Origin of the sequence: Agrobacterium sp. ST15.16.055 (assembly GCF_027956555.1) — a bacterium.
GTDB lineage: Bacteria > Pseudomonadota > Alphaproteobacteria > Rhizobiales > Rhizobiaceae > Agrobacterium > Agrobacterium salinitolerans.
Genome location: NZ_JAQKGN010000008.1, coordinates 83,277 through 100,159, shown reverse-complemented (window position 1 = coordinate 100,159; position 16,883 = coordinate 83,277). Strand labels below are relative to the sequence as shown.

Below are 16,883 nucleotides of genomic sequence, written 5' to 3'. Positions count from 1 at the left end.
AAGGAAGAAGGTTCAACGATACACGCGGCTTCTTCAGCCAAGCGGAGCAATCATGGGGAGCGAGCGGCTGCCGCCCGTTTCTTCTCCCCGGCGGGGAGAAGTCCGCGGCAGCGGGATGAGGGGGCAAGGGCGGTGAGATACGGCAACGGTGCCCCCTCATCCGACCCTTCGGGCCACCTTCTCCCCGGCGGGGAGAAGAAACGGGCGGCCAAGTCCCTGACAATTAAACCGTCATTTCATCCCCAAGCGGTTCCAGCTGCTCTTCCAGCACGGAGCGCAGATGCGCGTGCTGGGTCGGCAGTTTCAGCGCCTCGCCGAGATGGGCGGTATCCTCGTCGCGGTCGAAACCAGGTTCGTTGGTGGCCACTTCGAACAGCACACCGCCTGGCGTGCGGAAATAGATCGCCCAGAAATAATCGCGGTCGATCACCGGCGTCACCTGATAACCGGTATCCATCAGCGCCTTGCGCACCTCCAGCTGCTTTTCACGGTTTTCGACCGCAAAGGCGATGTGGTGCACAGACCCCGCACCCAGCCGCGCGCCAGAAATATTCGGCATGGTCTCGATGTCGATGAAGTCGGCGCCGTTGCCGCCGGGAATGCCGAGGCGCAGTACGCCATCCTGACGATCCACTTCCTGATAGCCCATGAATTTCAAAAGCTCGGCCGTCGCACCTTCATCGCGAAGGCGCAGCGACGCACCCTGAAAACCATGGATCGCCTGATCCGCGCCGACACCGTTGCCGATCCATTGCGCACGGTTGTCGTCCCTGACCTCGACCAGCGCAAAACCGTCTCCATCAGGACCTGCGAAATGCAGGCGCTTGTTGCCGAAGGCTTCATCACCCTTCAGGCCGTCCACGCCGGCCTTCGAAAGACGATCCTGCCAGTAGCCGAGCGATCCTTCCGGGACGGAAAACAGCGTCGTGCCCACCTCACCGGTGCCGGGACGGCCACGGGCGATGTGCGGGAACGGAAAGTAGGTCATGACCGAGCCGGGCGTGCCGACCTCATCGCCATAATAGAGATGATAGACGTCAGGCGCGTCGAAATTGACCGTCTTCTTCACCCGGCGCAGGCCGAGCGTATCGGTGAAAAAATTGTTGTTCTGGCGCGCGCTCGCCGCCATGGACGTGACGTGGTGCAGGCCCTTGATCTGGTTGAGCATGATAAACCCCTTTTGCCTGGCGGGCCTCACGGTTGGGGCCTGCCCTGTTCATGGGGTAAAGATGGGGTAAGAGCGCTCTTGCGCATAGAGTGGGCAACGGGAACGGATTGTTCCCGAATGATGAACGATAAATTCGACTGTTCAACGAGCCCGATAAGGCAGCCTCAATGATCGTCGGCAGCGCCCAAAGTCCAGTAACCGACGGCGCGCAGCGATGCTTTCGGGAAAGCTATCTCGTCGGTGAGGAAGGATTTTGCCGCCCTCGCCTCGGATTTTTCGCAGGCGACAAAGACATGCAGACCGTCATGATCCGCGCTCCAGCCATGGTCGCGCAGCGCCTTTTCGATGAGGCCGGCGGTGCCGGCGGGCTTGCCTCGGCGATAAAGCCATGTCCACTCGACATCGGCCGCGCAGACGATCTCCTGCCGTTCGGCTTCGTCATCGATTTCGGCGTAGACGCTGAGCTTTTTCCCGGCCGGCATTTCGGCCGCCATGCGCAGCATCACCGGCAACGCCGTCTCGTCACCGGCAAAGACATAACGCTCGGCTTCCGGGCAAACACCGCTCGGGCCGATGATGCCGAGAACATCGCCGGGCTTCGCCGTCGCGCCGAAGGTCGCGCCCGGCATGTTCTCACCCTCATGCATGACGAAGTCGATATCGACTTCACCGCGCGCGATATCCCCGGAACGAATGGTGTAAACACGCCGTGTGAGAAGATCGTCGCCCGCCGGCCAGACGATCGCCCCGGTGGGCGCAAGATAAGGCCAGACCGGCGCACGGGCCTGATCCGGCACCAGAAGCAGGCGCACATGCATGCCGCCGGTCAGCAGCCTTTCGATGCCGCTTTCGACGGAAACCACCAGCCGGCGCATATGCGGCGTCAGATTATAGGCGCGGGCAACCTTGCCGACGAAAAGATTGGGCAGTTCACGCTGCTCGGCGCCATGGCCGCTCCAGCGGAAATCCAGCCCCGTCTCGCCGGAGAATTCGACGATATGCTCGGCCACCATCGCCTTTACCGACATCAATATATGTTCGGAAATGCAGCTGACCCTTGCGGCGAAACGGCCGCTCTCGGCGCTGAAGCTGCCATGGCCATATTCGGTCTTGAACCGCACCGTCGCACCTTCGCGTTCCATCTCCATATGCTCGGAAAAATGATCCTCGAAAGCATCGACGATCGACAGCGGATCGGACAGCGAGACGGAGGTTTCGGCAGACAGGAGAGACACGGGCATAATCCTTCACTTCATAGTCTGGTTATCTTTAATCCCGACAACCGCGAATCGTAAAGGTATTTTATGAGTGTCTAGAGAAGGTTTTTGTCGCTTCCCACCGTTTCCGGCAATTGCCAGTCGATCGGCTGGCGGCCATGGGAGAGGAGAAAAGCGTTTGCCTTGGAAAAATGGCCATTGCCGAAAAAGCCGTTATGGGCCGAAAGCGGAGACGGATGCGGCGAGCGCAGCACGAGGTGCTTGCGCTGGTCCACGAAGGCCGCCTTCTTCTGGGCATAGGAGCCCCAGAGCAGAAAGACGACAGGGTCGCATTCATCGTTGACGGCGCGGATGACGGCGTCGGTGAATTTTTCCCAGCCCTGCCCCTGATGCGAGGCGGCGCGGGCCTCTTCCACCGTCAGCACGCTGTTGAGCAAAAGCACGCCCTGTTTCGCCCAGCTTTCCAGAAAGCCGTGACCGACCGGGCGAATGCCGAGGTCGCTCTGCAATTCCTTGTAGATATTGACGAGCGAGGGCGGAATGCGCACGCCGGGCTGGACGGAAAAGCACAGCCCATGCGCTTGGCCGAACCCGTGATAGGGGTCCTGGCCTAAAATGACGACCTTGACCTCATCGAGAGGCGTGAGATCCAGCGCCCGGAAATAGTCCGCGCCCTTCGGGAAGATGCGCTTGCCGGCGGTCTTTTCGGCAAGCAGGAACTCCTTCAGCTTGAGCATATAGGGGCTGGCGAATTCACCGGAAAGAACGCGCTTCCAGCTATCCTCGAGTTTCACGCCTGCCTCCGCCATGCCTGTCTCCATTCGAGCTTATTTGAACCGGTTGCCGCGTTGCAGCACTTCGATCTTGTAACCGTCCGGATCGCAGATGAAAAAGTATTTCGCGAAGGGCTGGCCCTTATAATCGGCTTCGATGATCTTGCCCGGAGAAAGCCCCATGTCGATGAAACGTTGGTGTTCGGCGTCCACATCGGCAACGCTGACGGCAAGGTGGCCGTAACCGTCGCCCAGCGCATAAGGCACTTCGCGGCCGCGATTGACGGTCAGTTCCAGCTCGAAATCACCCTCGGCATTGCTGAGATAGATCAACGTGAAATTCTCGAACTCGGCGCGTTCCGCGATCTCAAGGTCGAAAGCCTGCCTGTAAAATTCCACCGAACGCTTTTCGTCCAGCACCCGGACCATCGAGTGGATCAGCTTGGCCATGGTGTTTTCCTTCTTCTTCCTGTTGACGGCCCGGTTATGCTCCGTGCATCGCGGCCCAAGGGAATAAGGATTGAGCGTCACGCTTTCAACCCTAAAGGCGGTCTGCGACAGGACCTAGCGGCCAGATCACGGCAAATGTGATAGCGGAAACCCCTGATTTTTTGTGGTGTGGCCGGGGCATGCGGCAACGGGACCGCATGGTTTTGAGCCCGCCGCTCTATCCTGAGTGACGAACTCATGATACCGGCTAGGCATGCGCCTTTTATACCTCTGTCTTGGCTGGGTGATGGTCGCGACCGGCATTGTCGGCGCGTTTCTTCCCGTTTTGCCCACCACGCCCTTTCTGCTTCTGGCGCTCTGGTGTTTTTCCCGCTCTTCGCCGAAGCTCGAGGCATGGCTTCTGGCCCACCCCCGATTCGGCCCTTCGCTGCGGCGCTGGCGTGAACGCGGCGCAATTGCCCGCAATGCCAAGGTCGCAGCACTTTCTGCCATGTCCGTCAGTTACGCCGCCTTCTGGTTTCTCAGCGAGCCGCCGCCGCTGCGGGCGACAATCGTCGCCGTCGTCATGCTGGGTTCCGCGCTCTTCATCGCCACCCGTCCGGAAAGCTGAAGCGAAGGACAGGCCCTTAACGGTGGCGCGACTGCGGCAGCACGTAAGGAATATGCCGCGCCGGCAACCGGCCGACGACACCGCCGATGCCATAGACACGCGCAATCGTCTCGTCGCTGATCGTTTCCAGCGAGGGGCCGCTCGCCGTCACGCGGCCGCCATGCATGACGATGAGTTGATCGGCAAATTCCGCCGCAAGATTGAGGTCGTGCAGAATGGCGAGCACCAGCCCGCCGCCGCTTGCAAAGTCACGCGCCGTTTCCAGCACGGCGATCTGGTGGCCGATATCGAGACTTGCGGTGGGCTCGTCGAGAAAGAGCGCCCGCGCCTCGCCGTTTTCCATCGGGTTCGGCACCTGTGCCAGCGCCCGGGCAAACTGCACCCGCTGCTGCTCGCCGCCGGAGAGCAGGTTGTAGGACCGCTGCTCAAAACCGCGCAGCCCGGCCTTGGCGAGCGCCCGGCGGGCCTGTTCCTCCGGCGTACGAGCCCCCTGTGCAACCGCTCCCATGCGCACGATTTCGAGCGCCGTGAAAGGAAACGCCAGCTGGGTGCTCTGCGGCAGTACGGCCCTGAGACGGGCAAGCTGGAGCGGCGTGAAGGCCGGCAGATCGACATCGTTATAGGTCACCGACCCGGCCTCAGGGCGCATCTCGCCCGAGAGAACCTTCATCAGCGTGGATTTGCCAGCACCGTTGGGGCCGATGATGACATTGACCTTGCCGGGCTTCAGATCGACGCTGACCGTATCGAGAAGCCTGCGGCCGGAGCGGATGAGGGTGATGTTTTCAGCCCGGATCATGACATGTTCCGCATGGAAAACCCGCCGCGTCCCAAGAGCAGGAACAGGAAGACCGGCGCGCCGATGAGCGCCGTGACGACGCCGATGGGCAGTTCCGCCGGTGACGCAACGGTGCGGGCGAAACTATCGGCCAGAAGCAGAAGTGCCGCCCCGCCAAGTGCGGAGGCCGGCAGCAGGAAGCGGTGCGACGGACCGATGGCGAGGCGAAGCAGATGCGGCACGACGATGCCGACAAAACCGATGGAACCGGCCGCCGCCACGCTTGCGCCGCAGGCGGCGGCAACGGCGAGAATGACGATCCGTTTCAGCCGCTGCACCGGAATGCCCATGTGAAAGGCGGCGGCATCGCCGAGAATGAGCGCATCGAGCCCGCGGGCAACGAAGGGAATGATGGCGAGAACGACAATGATGAATGGCAGGGTGGCGAGCACCTTGGCGGGCGTGGCCCCGCCGAGCGACCCGAGCGACCAGAAGGTGATGTCGCGCAGCGCCCGGTCATCCGCCACGAAGATCATCAGCCCGGTCAGCGCGCCGCTGATCGCCGCAACCGCAATGCCGGCGAGAATGAGCGTGGTGGTGGAGGTCGCGCCGTCCTTGGTGGCGATCAGGTAAAGCACCCAAGTATTCAACAGCCCGCCGAAAAACGCCATGAGCGGCAGGAAATGCGGGCCGAAAAACACGGCAACCGTGGCGAGCGCGCCTTCCCCCAGCGAAATCGCCGCAACCGCAAACAGCGCCGCACCCGAGGTGACGCCGACAATGCCGGGATCGGCCAGCGGATTGCGGAACAGGCCCTGCATCATCGCGCCCGAGACGGCAAGCCCCGCGCCGATCAACATGCCGAGCGCCGTGCGCGGCAGACGCACCGCCTCGAGAATGACCCTGTCGCGCGCATCGAGTTGATCCGCGCCGCCCGTGAAATAAGCCCAGAGTTCGGACATGCCGACACCCGTGGGTCCGCTGACCAGCGACACGCCACAGGCAAACAGCAGGATGCCGACGAGCACGGCAAGGGTGACGACCCCCTGGCGGGATCTGTCGCCCGCAACCCTGCCTTCAGCGGAACTCAAGGCGGCAAGGCTCACGGCTTCACCACGTCGGGATAGAGCTTAGCTGCCAGCTCGCGGCCCGCAGCGGGCGTGCGCGGGCCAAAACCGATGAGATAAAGCCCATCCATGCTGATGAGCGCCTTGCTTGCGGCGGCAGGCGTGGACTGGAAGGCCGGCAACGCGAAAATCTCTTCTGCCTTGGCGGCATGGTCGCCGCGCGCCATGGTCAGCACCACATCGGGTGCTGCGGCAATGACCGCCTCGTCCGTCAGTGGTTTATAACCCGTGATCTCCTGCGCCGCATTGATGCCGCCTGCCATTTCGATGATCGCCGCCGCTTCAGTATCCTTGCCCGCCGCCATGATGCGGCCGCCAGCCGTGGAAAGCACGAAGAGAACGCGCTTTTTGCCCTTTTCCGGCACAGCCGAAACATCTTTGGCGAGCGTATCGAGCCCGGCTTTGGTCTCGGCTGCCAGTGCCTTCGCCCTGTCCGACAGCCCCACGGCCGCGCCGACATCCTCGATCTTTTTGGGGATGGCATTACCGCTCGGCGGCGTATCGACGGTGACGAAAGGCACGGCGCTTGCCTTCAGGATGGCGATGACATCGGCCGGGCCGGAACCGTCTTCGGAGAGGATGAGATCGGGCTTCTGCGACAGGATGCCCTCCGAAGAAAGCGCCCGCATGTAACCGATGTCAGGCTTGGTCAAGGCGTCAGCCGGGTAGCTGCTGGTGCTGTCACGCGCCACGATACGGTCCTGCGCACCCAGCGCATAAAGGATTTCGGTGACCGTGCCGCCCACCGCAACGATGCGCTTCGCCTCCGGATTACCTTTGTCCGAAGCCATGGCAGCCGGCGCTGCAAAGGCGATTGCGACGGGCACGAGGGCGGCGAAAACGAAGGAACGAAGGCGGGAATTCAACATGGCGCTATCCTGAAATACGACCCGGCACGGCTTTGCCCGCGTCACTTAATCTTGAGTTCTTTGCACATGTTTATGGACGGCGCAATCGATAAGTGGAGTATTTTTGTTTGCTTTGTCGTGACCCCCTTCCCAACCTCCCCTCGGCTGGATATCCTGACTCAAACTGGAAACTTAAAGGGAGACTTTCATGTTTATCGCAATGAACCGCTTTCGCGTGGTGCCGGGTTATGAGGAAACCTTCGAATCCATCTGGCGCGAGCGCAAATCGCACCTCAGCGAATTGCCGGGCTATATCGAATTTCACATGCTGAAAGGCCCGAAGGCGGACGACCACACGCTTTATGCCTCGCACACCGTCTGGGCCACCAAGGACGATTTCCTTGCCTGGACGAAATCCGAACAGTTCCGCGCCGCCCATGCCAAGGCCGGCGAAAACCGCGGCAAGGTTGAATATCTTTCCGGCCCGCATTTCGAAGGTTTCGACGTCATCATCCATGAAGACAAGAATGGCGAACGCCGTTCGATTGCGGCCTGAGGCCGCCCGATGAGCATTGCAGCCCAAAAGACCGACGACGACAGGCGGGCCCGCGCCGCCGCTGCACTCGCCGAAAAGCCTGACGGCGTCGTGGAGGCCATCGCCGCCAAGGCCGAGGTGACGCCAGCCGAAATTCTGGCGATCCTGCCGCAAGGCGCCGCCGTTTCCGCTGCCGCCGACCGGTTCGACACGATCTGGAACGAGATGCGCGGCTGGGGTGAGGTCCTGATGATCGTGCAAACCGGCGACATCGTGTTCGAAGTGCCGGGCCACCTGCCGGAAGGCAACGAAAGCCACGGCTGGTTCAATATCCATGGGGACAGCCCCATCGGCGGTCACATCAAGAAGGACAATTGTGCCGGCATCACCTTCGTCGATCGCGGCTTCCATGGCCGCCGCTCCTGTTCCGTCTGGTTCATGAACGCCGCCGGCAGCGCCATGTTCAAGATTTTTGTCCGCCGTGACGAAAACAAGGAGTTGCGCCCGGAGCAGCTGGCGAGGTTCGAAGCGCTGCGGGACGGTTTCCGCGGCTGAGACCCTGGGGGGAAAGGCTGCCCCGCCTCTCCCAGCCTCCTGTGACAAGCACAGGATGAGGGGAATTCCAGCATTCGCCATTCTCCACGCTTACTGCGACCGCAAGGCCTCGTTCCAGCGCTCGATCAGGCGGCTGCGCTTGACCTGATCCAGATAGACCATCAGGCCGGGGCTGACCGGGACCGGGCGCAGTTGCGCGCCGTGGATGGCCTGCATGGTATTGGCGGTGTTTTCGCCTGCCACTTCCGGGCTGACGGCGGGGATCTGCAACTGCCGGGCCATGATCGTCTGACCTTCCTTCGACATGAAGAATTCCAGATAACGGCGGCCGAGCGCCGGGTTGGCGGCGGCTTCCGGCACGAGCCCTATGCGTGACATGACTACGGTATAGTCTTTCGGCAGCACGATGCCGACATCCGGGTGGCGCGAGGCCCAGTCCGCCGCATAGGAGCCGAGAATGTTGTAACCCATCACGAAGCGACCGTCCGAGACACGCTCCAGAATGGCGGACGAGGTGGAGTAGACCTTCACGCCCGCCGCGCCCATGGCCTTGATGACGCTCCATATATCGCCGAACTGCTCCTGGTCGCGCGACATGAAGAGGAAGCCGACGCCGGAGCGCTCGATGTCGTAAGTCGCGATACGGCCATGCACTTCTTTCGCATGGCGTTCGAGATAGTCGACGAATTCGGCGCGGGTTGCAGGCGGTTTTTCGGTGGTGAAGCTCGGCTTGTGATAAACGAAAACCGCCGGCTCGAAAGTTAGCGCGTAAGCGGTGTTGCGCCAGTTCGCCCAGGCGGGCCAGCGGGCGCTCATGGCCAGATCCGAGCGCTGGGCGTAACCGTCATTGCTCAGCTTCACCTGCAAATCCATGGCGGAGGAGAAGGCGAAATCGGCGGTCTTTTTCCCCGCATCGGTTTCTTTCACGATGCGGTCGTAAATCTCGCCGGTCAGCATATCCTCGTAATGGACGGCGATATCGGGATTGGCCTTCTGGAAACCCTCGATCATCGGCGTCGCCAACGGCTCGTCCAGCGAGGAATAGACGACCAGCGTTTCGGCATCCGCCTTGCCTGACGGCGCCGGAAAGATGGCGACCTGGGCAAGCGCCGGCGAGGCCATGCAAAGACAGAGGCAGAGAAGAAGGCGGATACGCATGAAAAGATCATGCCGCAGGCGGCGGCCATTCACAAGCGCTGAGGGTCTGGTTAAACTCGGCAATGCTGTGGGAGGAAGATTTGCGCATTTTGCTGGTCGAGGACAATCAGGTGCTGTCGGAGGGGTTGTCGGCGCTTCTGCGCGGCAGCGGTTATGCCGTGGATGTGGTATCCGACGGCGCTTCCGCCGATGCGGCGATTGCGGCGGAAAGTTTCGATCTCGTCATTCTCGATCTCAACCTGCCGGAAATGGACGGCATTGAGGTGCTGCGCTCCATGCGTTCACGTCAGGACAAGGCGGCGGTGCTGATTCTGACGGCGCGCGGCACGCCGGAGGAAAAGGTCAAGGGGCTCGATCTCGGCGCTGACGACTACATGATCAAGCCTTTCGACATCACCGAATTCGAGGCGCGGGTGCGGGTGCTCCTGCGCCGCAACGCCGGGCTGCGCTCCTCGGCGCTGAGTTTCGGCAAGGTGCTGTTCGATCTCAATTCCCGCACCTTTTCGGCCGATGGGCGCCCGCTCGATATTCCGGCGCGCGAGGTGGCGCTGCTTGAAGTGCTGTTCATGCGGGCCGGCAAGGTCGTCGCCAAGGAGGCCATCGTGCAGTCGCTGACCGGCTTCGACGACGATATTTCCGCCAATGCCATCGAGCAATATGTCAGTCGCCTGCGCAAGCGGCTCGCCCCCCACGGGCTGACGGTGAAGACGGCGCGCGGCATCGGCTATTATCTGGAAAAGCTGCCGGAGATGGCTGAATGAGACAGGCCGGCTATTCGCTCAGGCGGCGACTTTTAGGCTGGCTTCTTATTTCAACCGCCATCATCGGTTGCGTGGCGCTCACCGATACCTGGCGCGAGGCGGTCAATACCGCCAATGTCGTTTCCGACCGCGTGCTTTCCGGTTCCGCACTTGCCATCGCCGAGCGGGTGGTTGTGGCCGAGGACGGCTCGCTGGAAGTGGACATTCCCTATGTCGCGCTGGAAATGCTGACATCGGCCGCGCAGGACCGGGTATTTTACCGTGTCGACGGACCGAACGGGCAATTCCTCACCGGTTACCAGAACCTGCCGACGGTGGAGAACAAAAATGGCGATACGCCCGCCTATCGCGATGCGGTGTTCCGCGATGAGCCGATCCGCGTCGCCGCCATCAGACGCTTTGCGTCCACCGGCATCAATTCCGTGCCCTTTTCCGTCACGGTTGCCGAAACCACCATTGCCCGCAGCCAGCTTGCGCAGGCGATCATCCTGCGATCTGCGCTGCGCCTGCTTTTGATGATCGTGGGGGCGGCGATCATCGTCTGGATCGCGGTGACGATTTCGCTCAGGCCGCTTTACCGGCTCAGCGAAGCCATTGCCGAGCGCAGCCCGAACGACCTGCACCCCATTCGTCAATCCGTGCCGGTGGAGGTGGAAAACCTGGTGGAAACGGTGAATTCTTTCATGGTGCGGCTGCAATCGGCGCTCGATGCGCTCCGGCATTTCACCGGCAATGCCAGCCACCAGCTGCGCACGCCGCTTGCCATCATCAGCACCCAGCTCGCGCTTTCCGCCCGCGCTGCAAGCCTTGAGGAGGCGCAGGCGGCGGCGCTGAAGGGCGGGGCATCGGTGGCCCATGCCGAACATATCCTCGCCCAGCTGCTGCGCATGGCCAATATCGACGCCGCCGGCTCCAGTGAGAAACACGATTTTTCCGCGATCGACCTCGTGGCGGTGGCGCAGAACGTGACGGCCGATTTCGTGCCGCGCGCCGCAGAGGCGGGTATCGATCTCGGTTTCGAAGGCGAAGGCGAGGCGACAATTCTGGCTGAGCCGCTGCTCATCGGCGAGCTGATCGGTAATCTTGTGTCCAACGCCATCAATTATGCCGGACGCGGCGCGGAAGTCACCGTGCGGGTCGGCAGGCAAACGGGCGCCGTCTGGCTGGAAGTGGAAGATAACGGCCCCGGCATCCCACACGAAAAGCGCGCCATGGTGCGCCAGCGTTTTGCACGCGGCGAAGCCAACGCCGCCCCCGGCGCCGGTCTCGGCCTCGCCATCATCGAGGAGATTGCCGGGCTGTTCGGCGGGCGGCTTACGCTGGAGGATGGCACGGACGGGCGTGGGCTGAGGGCGCGGGTGGTGTTTGGTGGTCCGGAAAGAGCGGCGTAGCAGGGCGGCTTGTCAGGCAGCCGTTATCACCCCATCCGCTCGGAAGCATAACTTCCCGGGCTCGGCGGGAAGACGACCGTGCGGTTGCCGTTGATGAAGGTGCGGTGGTGGATATGGGCGTGGATGGCGCGGGCCAGCACCTGGCTTTCGACATCGCGGCCAAGCGAGACATAATCGTCGGCCGATTGCGCGTGGGTGATGCGCACCGTGTCCTGCTCGATGATCGGGCCTTCGTCGAGATCGGCGGTGACGTAATGGGCCGTGGCGCCAATCAGCTTCACGCCGCGCTCATAGGCCTGCTTGTAAGGGTTGGCGCCCTTGAAGCTCGGCAGGAAGGAGTGGTGGATGTTGATGATTTTGCCAGACATCTTCCGGCACAGGTCATCCGAGAGCACCTGCATGTAACGCGCCAATACCACCAGTTCGGTTCCGCTGGTCTCGATCAGCTCCATCAGCTGCGCTTCGGCCTTTGGTTTATTCTCCTTCGTCACCTTGATGTGGTGGAAGGGAATGTCGTGGTTGACGACGACCTTCTGATAATCGAAGTGGTTGGAGACGACGCCGACGATATCGATAGGCAGCGCGCCGATCTTCCAGCGGTAGAGCAGGTCGTTGAGGCAATGGCCGAAACGCGACACCATCAGCATCGCTTTCATGCGCTGGCCGTCCGGGTAGATATCCGCATCCATGCCAAACTTTTTCGCCACCGCCTGGAAGCCTTCGGTAATGGCCTCAAGCGAGGCGCCCTCTTCGGAGATGAAGGAGACGCGCATGAAGAACTTGCCGGTCTCGAGGTCGTCGAACTGCGAACTATCGACGATGTTGCAGCCTTTTTCCGCCAGATAACCGGAAATCGCGGCCACAATGCCACGGGTCGATTTGCAGGCTACGGTCAGAACATAGGATGTCATTCGTTTTCCCTCACAGACTTGGCGTCGGCATCAGCCGGCACAGTTCAGCGCGTTCCATAGCGCAGCTCTGCGGCGGTGCAAAGCGTCGAGACGAACGCAGCCAAAGTCATAGGGCGGGAAAGGACAGCGCGCCGTGCCGGAAGCGACATGGAATGTTCCATGGCCAGCACAGTTGGGCCAGCACAGTTTGGGCCAGCACGGCGACGCAGCGTGTTTCGGCAGGTTGTCGGCCTCAGGCGCGGCGCAGACGCATCGCCGTACGGCCGCGGCCGTCGATCAGTTCCAGCGTACCGCGACGCGGCTCCAGCCTAAAGGAGCGGGCCTGTTCCAGGGCTTCGATGAACTGCCGTTCCTGGCGCATGATGTCCGGGGCGCAGGCCATCTGGGTGGAAATCATCCGGCCGAAATCGACACGGTTGCGGCGGATTTTCACCTCGCCGCCGATGCCGTTGCAGCCGGCATTGCCCGAAACGCGGCCCTCGCGGGTAATTTCCAGCGTCGCCTGACGGCGGCCGCGAACCCGTTCGCCGCGGATCTCCTGCACCAGCCAGCGCCCGTCGATGCTGGCTTCCGGCTCGGGTCTGCCGGGACCAGCGCCCACACGCTCCAGCACGAGGTCGGTATCGTCGCGACCGCCGGTCAGCACGGAGTAACGCTGCGTGGTGGTGAAGAGCAGCCGGTCGCGGTCGCGGATTTCGGCGCTCAGCGCATAGGAACGGCGGCCCCTGATGTCGCGGTCGTCATAACGCAGCACGAAGGGCACGGGCACCTGACCGCGCGGGCGGATGGTGGTTTCGGCAATTGTCTGCGACGGCGCATCCGCCAGCGAAACATCGATCAGGCGCACGGTGACGGTCGCGCCCGGCGGTAGCGCGATGCGCTCGCGATAGGAGACGCTGCCGCGCAGGCTTGCCGGTGCGGCAGCCGCGCCGCCCGCTGCAAAAAGCGGGGCGAGAGCCAGGAGACCGGCGAAACTGCGGCGCGAAAGAAGAGGTTGGCGGTCGGTCATGGTGCTTGCTCCGTGCTGGTGCCGTTTGAATTTGAACGGATGATAGAAAACGGCACTGAACGGGCGATGAACCGTGGATATTTCAGTCGTGTGTAGAGGGCGAGATCAGCGCGGATGGTGGCGGGCACGATTGTGAGAGTTGTGTCCGGCGCGTCCCCATAGCCTCATCCCTGTGCTTGTCGCAGGAATGAGGGCGGAACAAGCATCGAAAGCACAAAGCAAAGCCATCCCACGCGCCACAGTAGACGTCCGATACAAATTAATAGAGAGTAAATGCGCAAGGACTTGCGTAGCGTCAGTTAGATGACAGCTTTTTGTGATGCTCTGCAATCCTTCTTCATTCCGTGGAGGCGGAAGAAGATGCGGGAGGAAATTCAGGACGGTTGCCAGGTCACCACGCTGAGCATTCAGCGCTGGCGCACGCGTGTCTAAAAAGCCCCCCGCATAAACGAAAAACGACGCCCAAAAGGGCATCCTGAGGAGGGTTTTCAAGTGAAGCATTTTCTTATCGGCACATTTCTGGCGGGCGTGATCGCCCTTCCGGCAGCGGCAGCGGATTACACCATCATCGCGCCGGCCAACCCCGGCGGCGGCTGGGACCAGACCGCGCGCTCCATGCAGACCGTGCTGCAGGAAGAAGGCATTTCCAAGAGCGTGCAGGTGCAGAACGTACCGGGCGCCGGCGGCACCATCGGTCTCGCGCAGTTCGCCAGCCAGCAAAAGGGCAACCCTAACGCCCTCATCGTCGGCGGTTACGTGATGGTCGGCGCTATCCTCACCAACAACGCGCCCGTCACCCTCAAGGAAGTGACGCCGATCGCGCGTCTGACCGGTGAATATGAAGCCATCGTCGTTCCGGCGTCCTCACCGCTGAAGACCATTGGCGACCTCGTCGACCAGCTCAAGAAGGATCCCGGCAGCGTGTCCTGGGGCGGCGGCTCCGCCGGCGGCACCGACCATATCGCCGTTGGCCTGATCGCCAAGGCGGCCGGTGTCGATCCGACCAAGATCAACTACATCGCCTATTCCGGCGGCGGCGAAGCGCTTGCCTCGATCCTCGGCTCGCAGGTGACGGCCGGCGTTTCCGGCTACGGCGAATTCGAAGGCCAGATCAAGGCCGGCACGCTGCGGCTGCTCGCGGTCACCAGCGAAAACCGTCTGGACGGCGTGGACGCGCCGACGCTGAAGGAAAGCGGCCTCGACGTCGTCGTGCAGAACTGGCGCATGGTCGCGGCTCCTGCCGGCCTTTCCGCCGATCAGGAAAAGGCGGTGAATGCCGACATCGAGAAACTGGCAAAATCCGAAAAATGGCAGGAAACCCTGAAGACCAAGGGCTGGATGGACACCTATCTCGCTGGTGACGCCTTCAAGGAACAGCTCGCCAAGGATACCGCCGCCACCGAAACCATTCTCAAAGACATCGGACTGGTAAAATGAGCCAGGGTTCCAACCCTTCGCAGCATCAAAAGCGCCGCCCTGACTGGGCGGCGCTGGCGATCGCCGTCTTCCTCGTCATCATCGCCTGCGTGATCTTCTGGGACAGCGCCCGTCTTGCAAGTGTCACCGGTTATTCGCCGGTCGGCCCGGCGACGGTGCCTTACGCCATCGGCTTCTGTCTTGTCGGCCTGGCGCTGTGGACAGCCATCGAGGCCTGGCGCGGTGATTTCCCCGCGCGCGACAAACAGGAAATCGCCCCGGTTATCTGGGTCGTCGCTGGCCTTGCCGCGCAGATGTTGCTGCTCAACGTCGCGGGGTTCTCCATTGCCACCGGCCTGCTTTTTGCCTTTACGGCGCGTGCCTTTGGCAAACGCAAGCTCTGGTATTCGATCCCCATCGGCATCGCGCTCAGCTTCTTCATCTGGTTCATCTTCGCGCGGCTGCTGCAGCTTTCGCTGCCTGCCGGGCCTCTGGAGCGGCTGTTCTTCTGACAGCCATTCCGACCAAAATTCGAGATCACGGGAACAGCCGGCGCGCAATGACGCAAAAGCCAGCCGTTCCGCCCGCTCATTTGCTCGACTTGGGGGACATCTGCCCATGAGTACCTTTGAATTCCTGCTGCACGGTCTTGAGGTTGCCGCCCAACCCATGAACCTGCTCTATGCGCTGATCGGCGTCACGCTCGGCACCGCCGTCGGCGTTCTGCCCGGCATCGGCCCTGCGCTGACCGTGGCGTTGCTTCTGCCCGTTACCTATAGGCTCGATCCCGCCGGTTCGCTCATCATGTTCGCCGGCATCTATTACGGCGGCATGTATGGCGGCTCGACCACCTCGATCCTGCTCAACACACCGGGCGAGAGCGCCTCGATCGTGACCGCGCTCGAAGGCAACAAGATGGCCCGCAAGGGCAGAGGCGGTCCGGCGCTGGCCACCGCCGCCATCGGTTCCTTCGTCGCCGGCCTCATCGCCACCATCGCGCTCGCCTTTATCGCGCCCTATATCGTCAAGCTGGCGCTGGTTTTCGGCCCGCGTGAATATTTTGCACTGATGGTGCTCGCCTTCGTCACCGTTTCTTCCGCTTTCGGGGACTCGGCGCTACGCGGCCTTACCTCTCTGTTCATCGGTTTCGCACTCGCCATCGTCGGTATCGACCAGCTGACCGGCCAGACCCGCATGAGCTTTGGCATTCCCGACCTGCTCGACGGCGTGGAAGTGACGACGCTTGCGGTTGCGATGTTCGCTATCGGCGAAACGCTGTTCATCGTGGCCCAAGGCCAGAGCGGCCCCGACAAGGTCGAGGCCGTCAAGGGCTCGGTCTGGATGAGCGCGCAGGACTGGTCGCGCTCCTGGAAAGCCTGGCTGCGCGGCACGCTGATCGGCTTCCCCATCGGCGCCATGCCGGCGGGCGGTGCTGAAATCGGCACTTTCCTCTCCTATGCCACCGAAAAGAAGCTGACCAAATATCCGGAAGAATTCGGTGAAGGCGCCATCGAAGGCGTGGCCGGTCCGGAAGCCGCCAACAATGCGTCCGCCGCCGGTACGCTGGTGCCGCTTTTGACGCTCGGCCTGCCGACCACCGCAACCGCCGCCATCATGCTCGCCGGCTTCCAGCAATATGGCCTGCAGCCCGGTCCGCTGCTGTTCGCCACCAATCCGCAGCTCGTCTGGGGCCTGATCGCCAGCCTGTTCATCGCCAACCTGATGCTGCTGGTTCTGAACCTGCCGCTCGTCGGTCTCTGGGTGAAGCTGCTGACCATCCCGAAGCCATGGCTTTACGCCGGCATCCTGCTGTTTGCGACGCTCGGCACCATCGGCGCCAACCCATCGGTCTTCGAACTCGGCATGCTGCTCGCCTTCGGCATTCTCGGTTACATCATGCGCATCTTCGGTTATCCGATTGCGCCTGCGGTCGTCGGCCTCATCCTTGGCCCGCTTGCCGAACAGCAGCTGCGCCGCGCGCTCGCCATCGGCCAGGGCGACCCGACGGTGCTGTTCACCTCGCCGATCGCCATTGGCCTCTTCATCGTGGCAGCCGCAGCCTTCATCATCCCGCTCATCATGCGTATCCGCGGCCGTGGCGACGTGCTGACGCAGCTTGCCGCCAACGAGGACTGAGAAACCGGAAACCTCTCAAGGCAACTGGCCCCGTATCCTC

At 62.2% G+C, this 16,883-nt stretch carries 18 protein-coding genes; 8 read left to right on the top strand and 10 right to left on the bottom strand.

Annotated elements, in window-relative coordinates; all coding sequences use genetic code 11:
- Nucleotides 1-223: 223 nt before the first annotated feature.
- The 4 genes from PL599_RS13735 to PL599_RS13720 all read right to left on the bottom strand — a co-directional run bounded on the left by PL599_RS13735 (nt 224) and on the right by PL599_RS13720 (nt 3,608).
- Nucleotides 224-1,168 carry a VOC family protein gene (locus PL599_RS13735; protein WP_271359138.1) on the bottom strand — a complete coding sequence of 315 codons (945 nt, stop codon included), beginning with the start codon at nt 1,166-1,168 and terminating at the stop codon, nt 224-226.
- A 164-nt stretch (nt 1,169-1,332) separates the two neighbouring features.
- A complete protein-coding gene (locus tag PL599_RS13730; RefSeq protein ID WP_271359136.1) occupies nt 1,333-2,409 on the bottom strand; it encodes a siderophore-interacting protein in 1,077 nt (358 codons plus the stop codon).
- A 71-nt stretch (nt 2,410-2,480) separates the two neighbouring features.
- Nucleotides 2,481-3,194, bottom strand: coding sequence for a uracil-DNA glycosylase (ung, locus tag PL599_RS13725; RefSeq protein WP_271359134.1), 714 nt, complete (start codon nt 3,192-3,194; stop codon nt 2,481-2,483).
- Between the two features lie 18 nt (nt 3,195-3,212).
- A complete protein-coding gene (locus tag PL599_RS13720) occupies nt 3,213-3,608 on the bottom strand; it encodes a VOC family protein (RefSeq protein WP_077981600.1) in 396 nt (131 codons plus the stop codon).
- A 253-nt stretch (nt 3,609-3,861) separates the two neighbouring features.
- On the opposite strand from PL599_RS13720, the gene PL599_RS13715 reads away from it, so the two are divergent.
- Nucleotides 3,862-4,218, top strand: coding sequence for a YbaN family protein (locus tag PL599_RS13715; RefSeq protein WP_077981397.1), 357 nt, complete (start codon nt 3,862-3,864; stop codon nt 4,216-4,218).
- 16 nt (nt 4,219-4,234) lie between these two features.
- Here PL599_RS13715 and PL599_RS13710 read toward each other — a convergent pair whose 3' ends face one another.
- Genes PL599_RS13710 through PL599_RS13700 form a run of 3 tightly spaced genes read right to left on the bottom strand, consistent with a single transcriptional unit; the run spans nt 4,235 to nt 6,992 of the window.
- Nucleotides 4,235-5,017: a heme ABC transporter ATP-binding protein gene (locus tag PL599_RS13710; protein WP_271359132.1), complete on the bottom strand. Its 783-nt coding sequence runs from the start codon at nt 5,015-5,017 to the stop codon at nt 4,235-4,237.
- On the bottom strand, nt 5,014-6,102 hold the full coding sequence (locus tag PL599_RS13705; protein WP_077981395.1) for a FecCD family ABC transporter permease: 1,089 nt from the start codon (nt 6,100-6,102) through the stop codon (nt 5,014-5,016). The genes PL599_RS13710 and PL599_RS13705 overlap by 4 nt, the downstream gene beginning before the upstream one ends.
- Nucleotides 6,099-6,992 (bottom strand): heme/hemin ABC transporter substrate-binding protein, encoded by an 894-nt coding sequence (locus tag PL599_RS13700; RefSeq protein WP_271359131.1) that lies wholly within the window; start codon nt 6,990-6,992, stop codon nt 6,099-6,101. Before PL599_RS13700 ends, PL599_RS13705 begins: the two co-directional genes overlap by 4 nt.
- A gap of 187 nt (nt 6,993-7,179) precedes the next feature.
- Between PL599_RS13700 and PL599_RS13695 the strand changes: the two genes are divergently transcribed.
- Complete coding sequence (locus PL599_RS13695; protein WP_003522597.1) at nt 7,180-7,527, top strand: antibiotic biosynthesis monooxygenase family protein; 348 nt, start codon at nt 7,180-7,182, stop codon at nt 7,525-7,527.
- 9 nt (nt 7,528-7,536) lie between these two features.
- Nucleotides 7,537-8,061, top strand: a complete 525-nt coding sequence (hutX, locus tag PL599_RS13690) for a heme utilization cystosolic carrier protein HutX (protein WP_077981393.1) — start codon at nt 7,537-7,539, stop codon at nt 8,059-8,061.
- 90 nt (nt 8,062-8,151) lie between these two features.
- On the opposite strand, the gene PL599_RS13685 is transcribed toward hutX, so the two are convergent.
- On the bottom strand, nt 8,152-9,219 hold the full coding sequence (locus tag PL599_RS13685) for an ABC transporter substrate-binding protein (protein ID WP_077981599.1): 1,068 nt from the start codon (nt 9,217-9,219) through the stop codon (nt 8,152-8,154).
- A gap of 80 nt (nt 9,220-9,299) precedes the next feature.
- Between PL599_RS13685 and PL599_RS13680 the strand changes: the two genes are divergently transcribed.
- The gene (locus tag PL599_RS13680) at nt 9,300-9,980 is read left to right on the top strand and encodes a response regulator (protein ID WP_003491888.1); all 681 of its coding nucleotides are present in this window, start codon (nt 9,300-9,302) and stop codon (nt 9,978-9,980) included.
- Nucleotides 9,977-11,371: a sensor histidine kinase gene (locus PL599_RS13675; protein ID WP_077981392.1), complete on the top strand. Its 1,395-nt coding sequence runs from the start codon at nt 9,977-9,979 to the stop codon at nt 11,369-11,371. The genes PL599_RS13680 and PL599_RS13675 overlap by 4 nt, the downstream gene beginning before the upstream one ends.
- 26 nt (nt 11,372-11,397) lie before the next feature.
- Here the strand turns inward: PL599_RS13675 and purU are convergent, their stop codons facing one another.
- Together purU and PL599_RS13665 are read right to left on the bottom strand one after the other, a co-directional pair.
- The gene (gene purU / locus PL599_RS13670) at nt 11,398-12,282 is read right to left on the bottom strand and encodes a formyltetrahydrofolate deformylase (protein ID WP_137410880.1); all 885 of its coding nucleotides are present in this window, start codon (nt 12,280-12,282) and stop codon (nt 11,398-11,400) included.
- Between the two features lie 232 nt (nt 12,283-12,514).
- A complete protein-coding gene (locus tag PL599_RS13665; RefSeq protein ID WP_269824506.1) occupies nt 12,515-13,291 on the bottom strand; it encodes a YbaY family lipoprotein in 777 nt (258 codons plus the stop codon).
- 492 nt (nt 13,292-13,783) lie between these two features.
- On the opposite strand from PL599_RS13665, the gene PL599_RS13660 reads away from it, so the two are divergent.
- The 3 genes from PL599_RS13660 to PL599_RS13650 all read left to right on the top strand — a co-directional run bounded on the left by PL599_RS13660 (nt 13,784) and on the right by PL599_RS13650 (nt 16,843).
- Entirely contained in the window at nt 13,784-14,728 is a 945-nt protein-coding gene (locus PL599_RS13660; protein ID WP_142913607.1) for a Bug family tripartite tricarboxylate transporter substrate binding protein, read from the top strand.
- The gene (locus PL599_RS13655) at nt 14,725-15,219 is read left to right on the top strand and encodes a tripartite tricarboxylate transporter TctB family protein (RefSeq protein WP_077981388.1); all 495 of its coding nucleotides are present in this window, start codon (nt 14,725-14,727) and stop codon (nt 15,217-15,219) included. The genes PL599_RS13660 and PL599_RS13655 overlap by 4 nt, the downstream gene beginning before the upstream one ends.
- Nucleotides 15,220-15,325: 106 nt before the next feature.
- Nucleotides 15,326-16,843 carry a tripartite tricarboxylate transporter permease gene (locus tag PL599_RS13650; protein ID WP_077981387.1) on the top strand — a complete coding sequence of 506 codons (1,518 nt, stop codon included), beginning with the start codon at nt 15,326-15,328 and terminating at the stop codon, nt 16,841-16,843.
- Nucleotides 16,844-16,883 lie beyond the last annotated feature (40 nt).

What these genes read in the sequence shown, in the direction of transcription:
- PL599_RS13655 (WP_077981388.1), top strand. Translation starts at nt 14,725, where the DNA reads ATGAGCCAGGGTTCCAACCCTTCGCAGCATCAAAAGCGCCGCCCTGAC.
- PL599_RS13650 (WP_077981387.1), top strand. Translation starts at nt 15,326, where the DNA reads ATGAGTACCTTTGAATTCCTGCTGCACGGTCTTGAGGTTGCCGCCCAA.
- PL599_RS13730 (WP_271359136.1), bottom strand. Translation starts at nt 2,409, where the DNA reads ATGCCCGTGTCTCTCCTGTCTGCCGAAACCTCCGTCTCGCTGTCCGAT.
- PL599_RS13695 (WP_003522597.1), top strand. Translation starts at nt 7,180, where the DNA reads ATGTTTATCGCAATGAACCGCTTTCGCGTGGTGCCGGGTTATGAGGAA.
- PL599_RS13675 (WP_077981392.1), top strand. Translation starts at nt 9,977, where the DNA reads ATGAGACAGGCCGGCTATTCGCTCAGGCGGCGACTTTTAGGCTGGCTT.
- PL599_RS13700 (WP_271359131.1), bottom strand. Translation starts at nt 6,992, where the DNA reads ATGTTGAATTCCCGCCTTCGTTCCTTCGTTTTCGCCGCCCTCGTGCCC.
- PL599_RS13715 (WP_077981397.1), top strand. Translation starts at nt 3,862, where the DNA reads ATGCGCCTTTTATACCTCTGTCTTGGCTGGGTGATGGTCGCGACCGGC.
- ung (WP_271359134.1), bottom strand. Translation starts at nt 3,194, where the DNA reads ATGGCGGAGGCAGGCGTGAAACTCGAGGATAGCTGGAAGCGCGTTCTT.
- PL599_RS13720 (WP_077981600.1), bottom strand. Translation starts at nt 3,608, where the DNA reads ATGGCCAAGCTGATCCACTCGATGGTCCGGGTGCTGGACGAAAAGCGT.
- PL599_RS13665 (WP_269824506.1), bottom strand. Translation starts at nt 13,291, where the DNA reads ATGACCGACCGCCAACCTCTTCTTTCGCGCCGCAGTTTCGCCGGTCTC.
- PL599_RS13735 (WP_271359138.1), bottom strand. Translation starts at nt 1,168, where the DNA reads ATGCTCAACCAGATCAAGGGCCTGCACCACGTCACGTCCATGGCGGCG.
- hutX (WP_077981393.1), top strand. Translation starts at nt 7,537, where the DNA reads ATGAGCATTGCAGCCCAAAAGACCGACGACGACAGGCGGGCCCGCGCC.
- PL599_RS13685 (WP_077981599.1), bottom strand. Translation starts at nt 9,219, where the DNA reads ATGCGTATCCGCCTTCTTCTCTGCCTCTGTCTTTGCATGGCCTCGCCG.
- purU (WP_137410880.1), bottom strand. Translation starts at nt 12,282, where the DNA reads ATGACATCCTATGTTCTGACCGTAGCCTGCAAATCGACCCGTGGCATT.
- PL599_RS13710 (WP_271359132.1), bottom strand. Translation starts at nt 5,017, where the DNA reads ATGATCCGGGCTGAAAACATCACCCTCATCCGCTCCGGCCGCAGGCTT.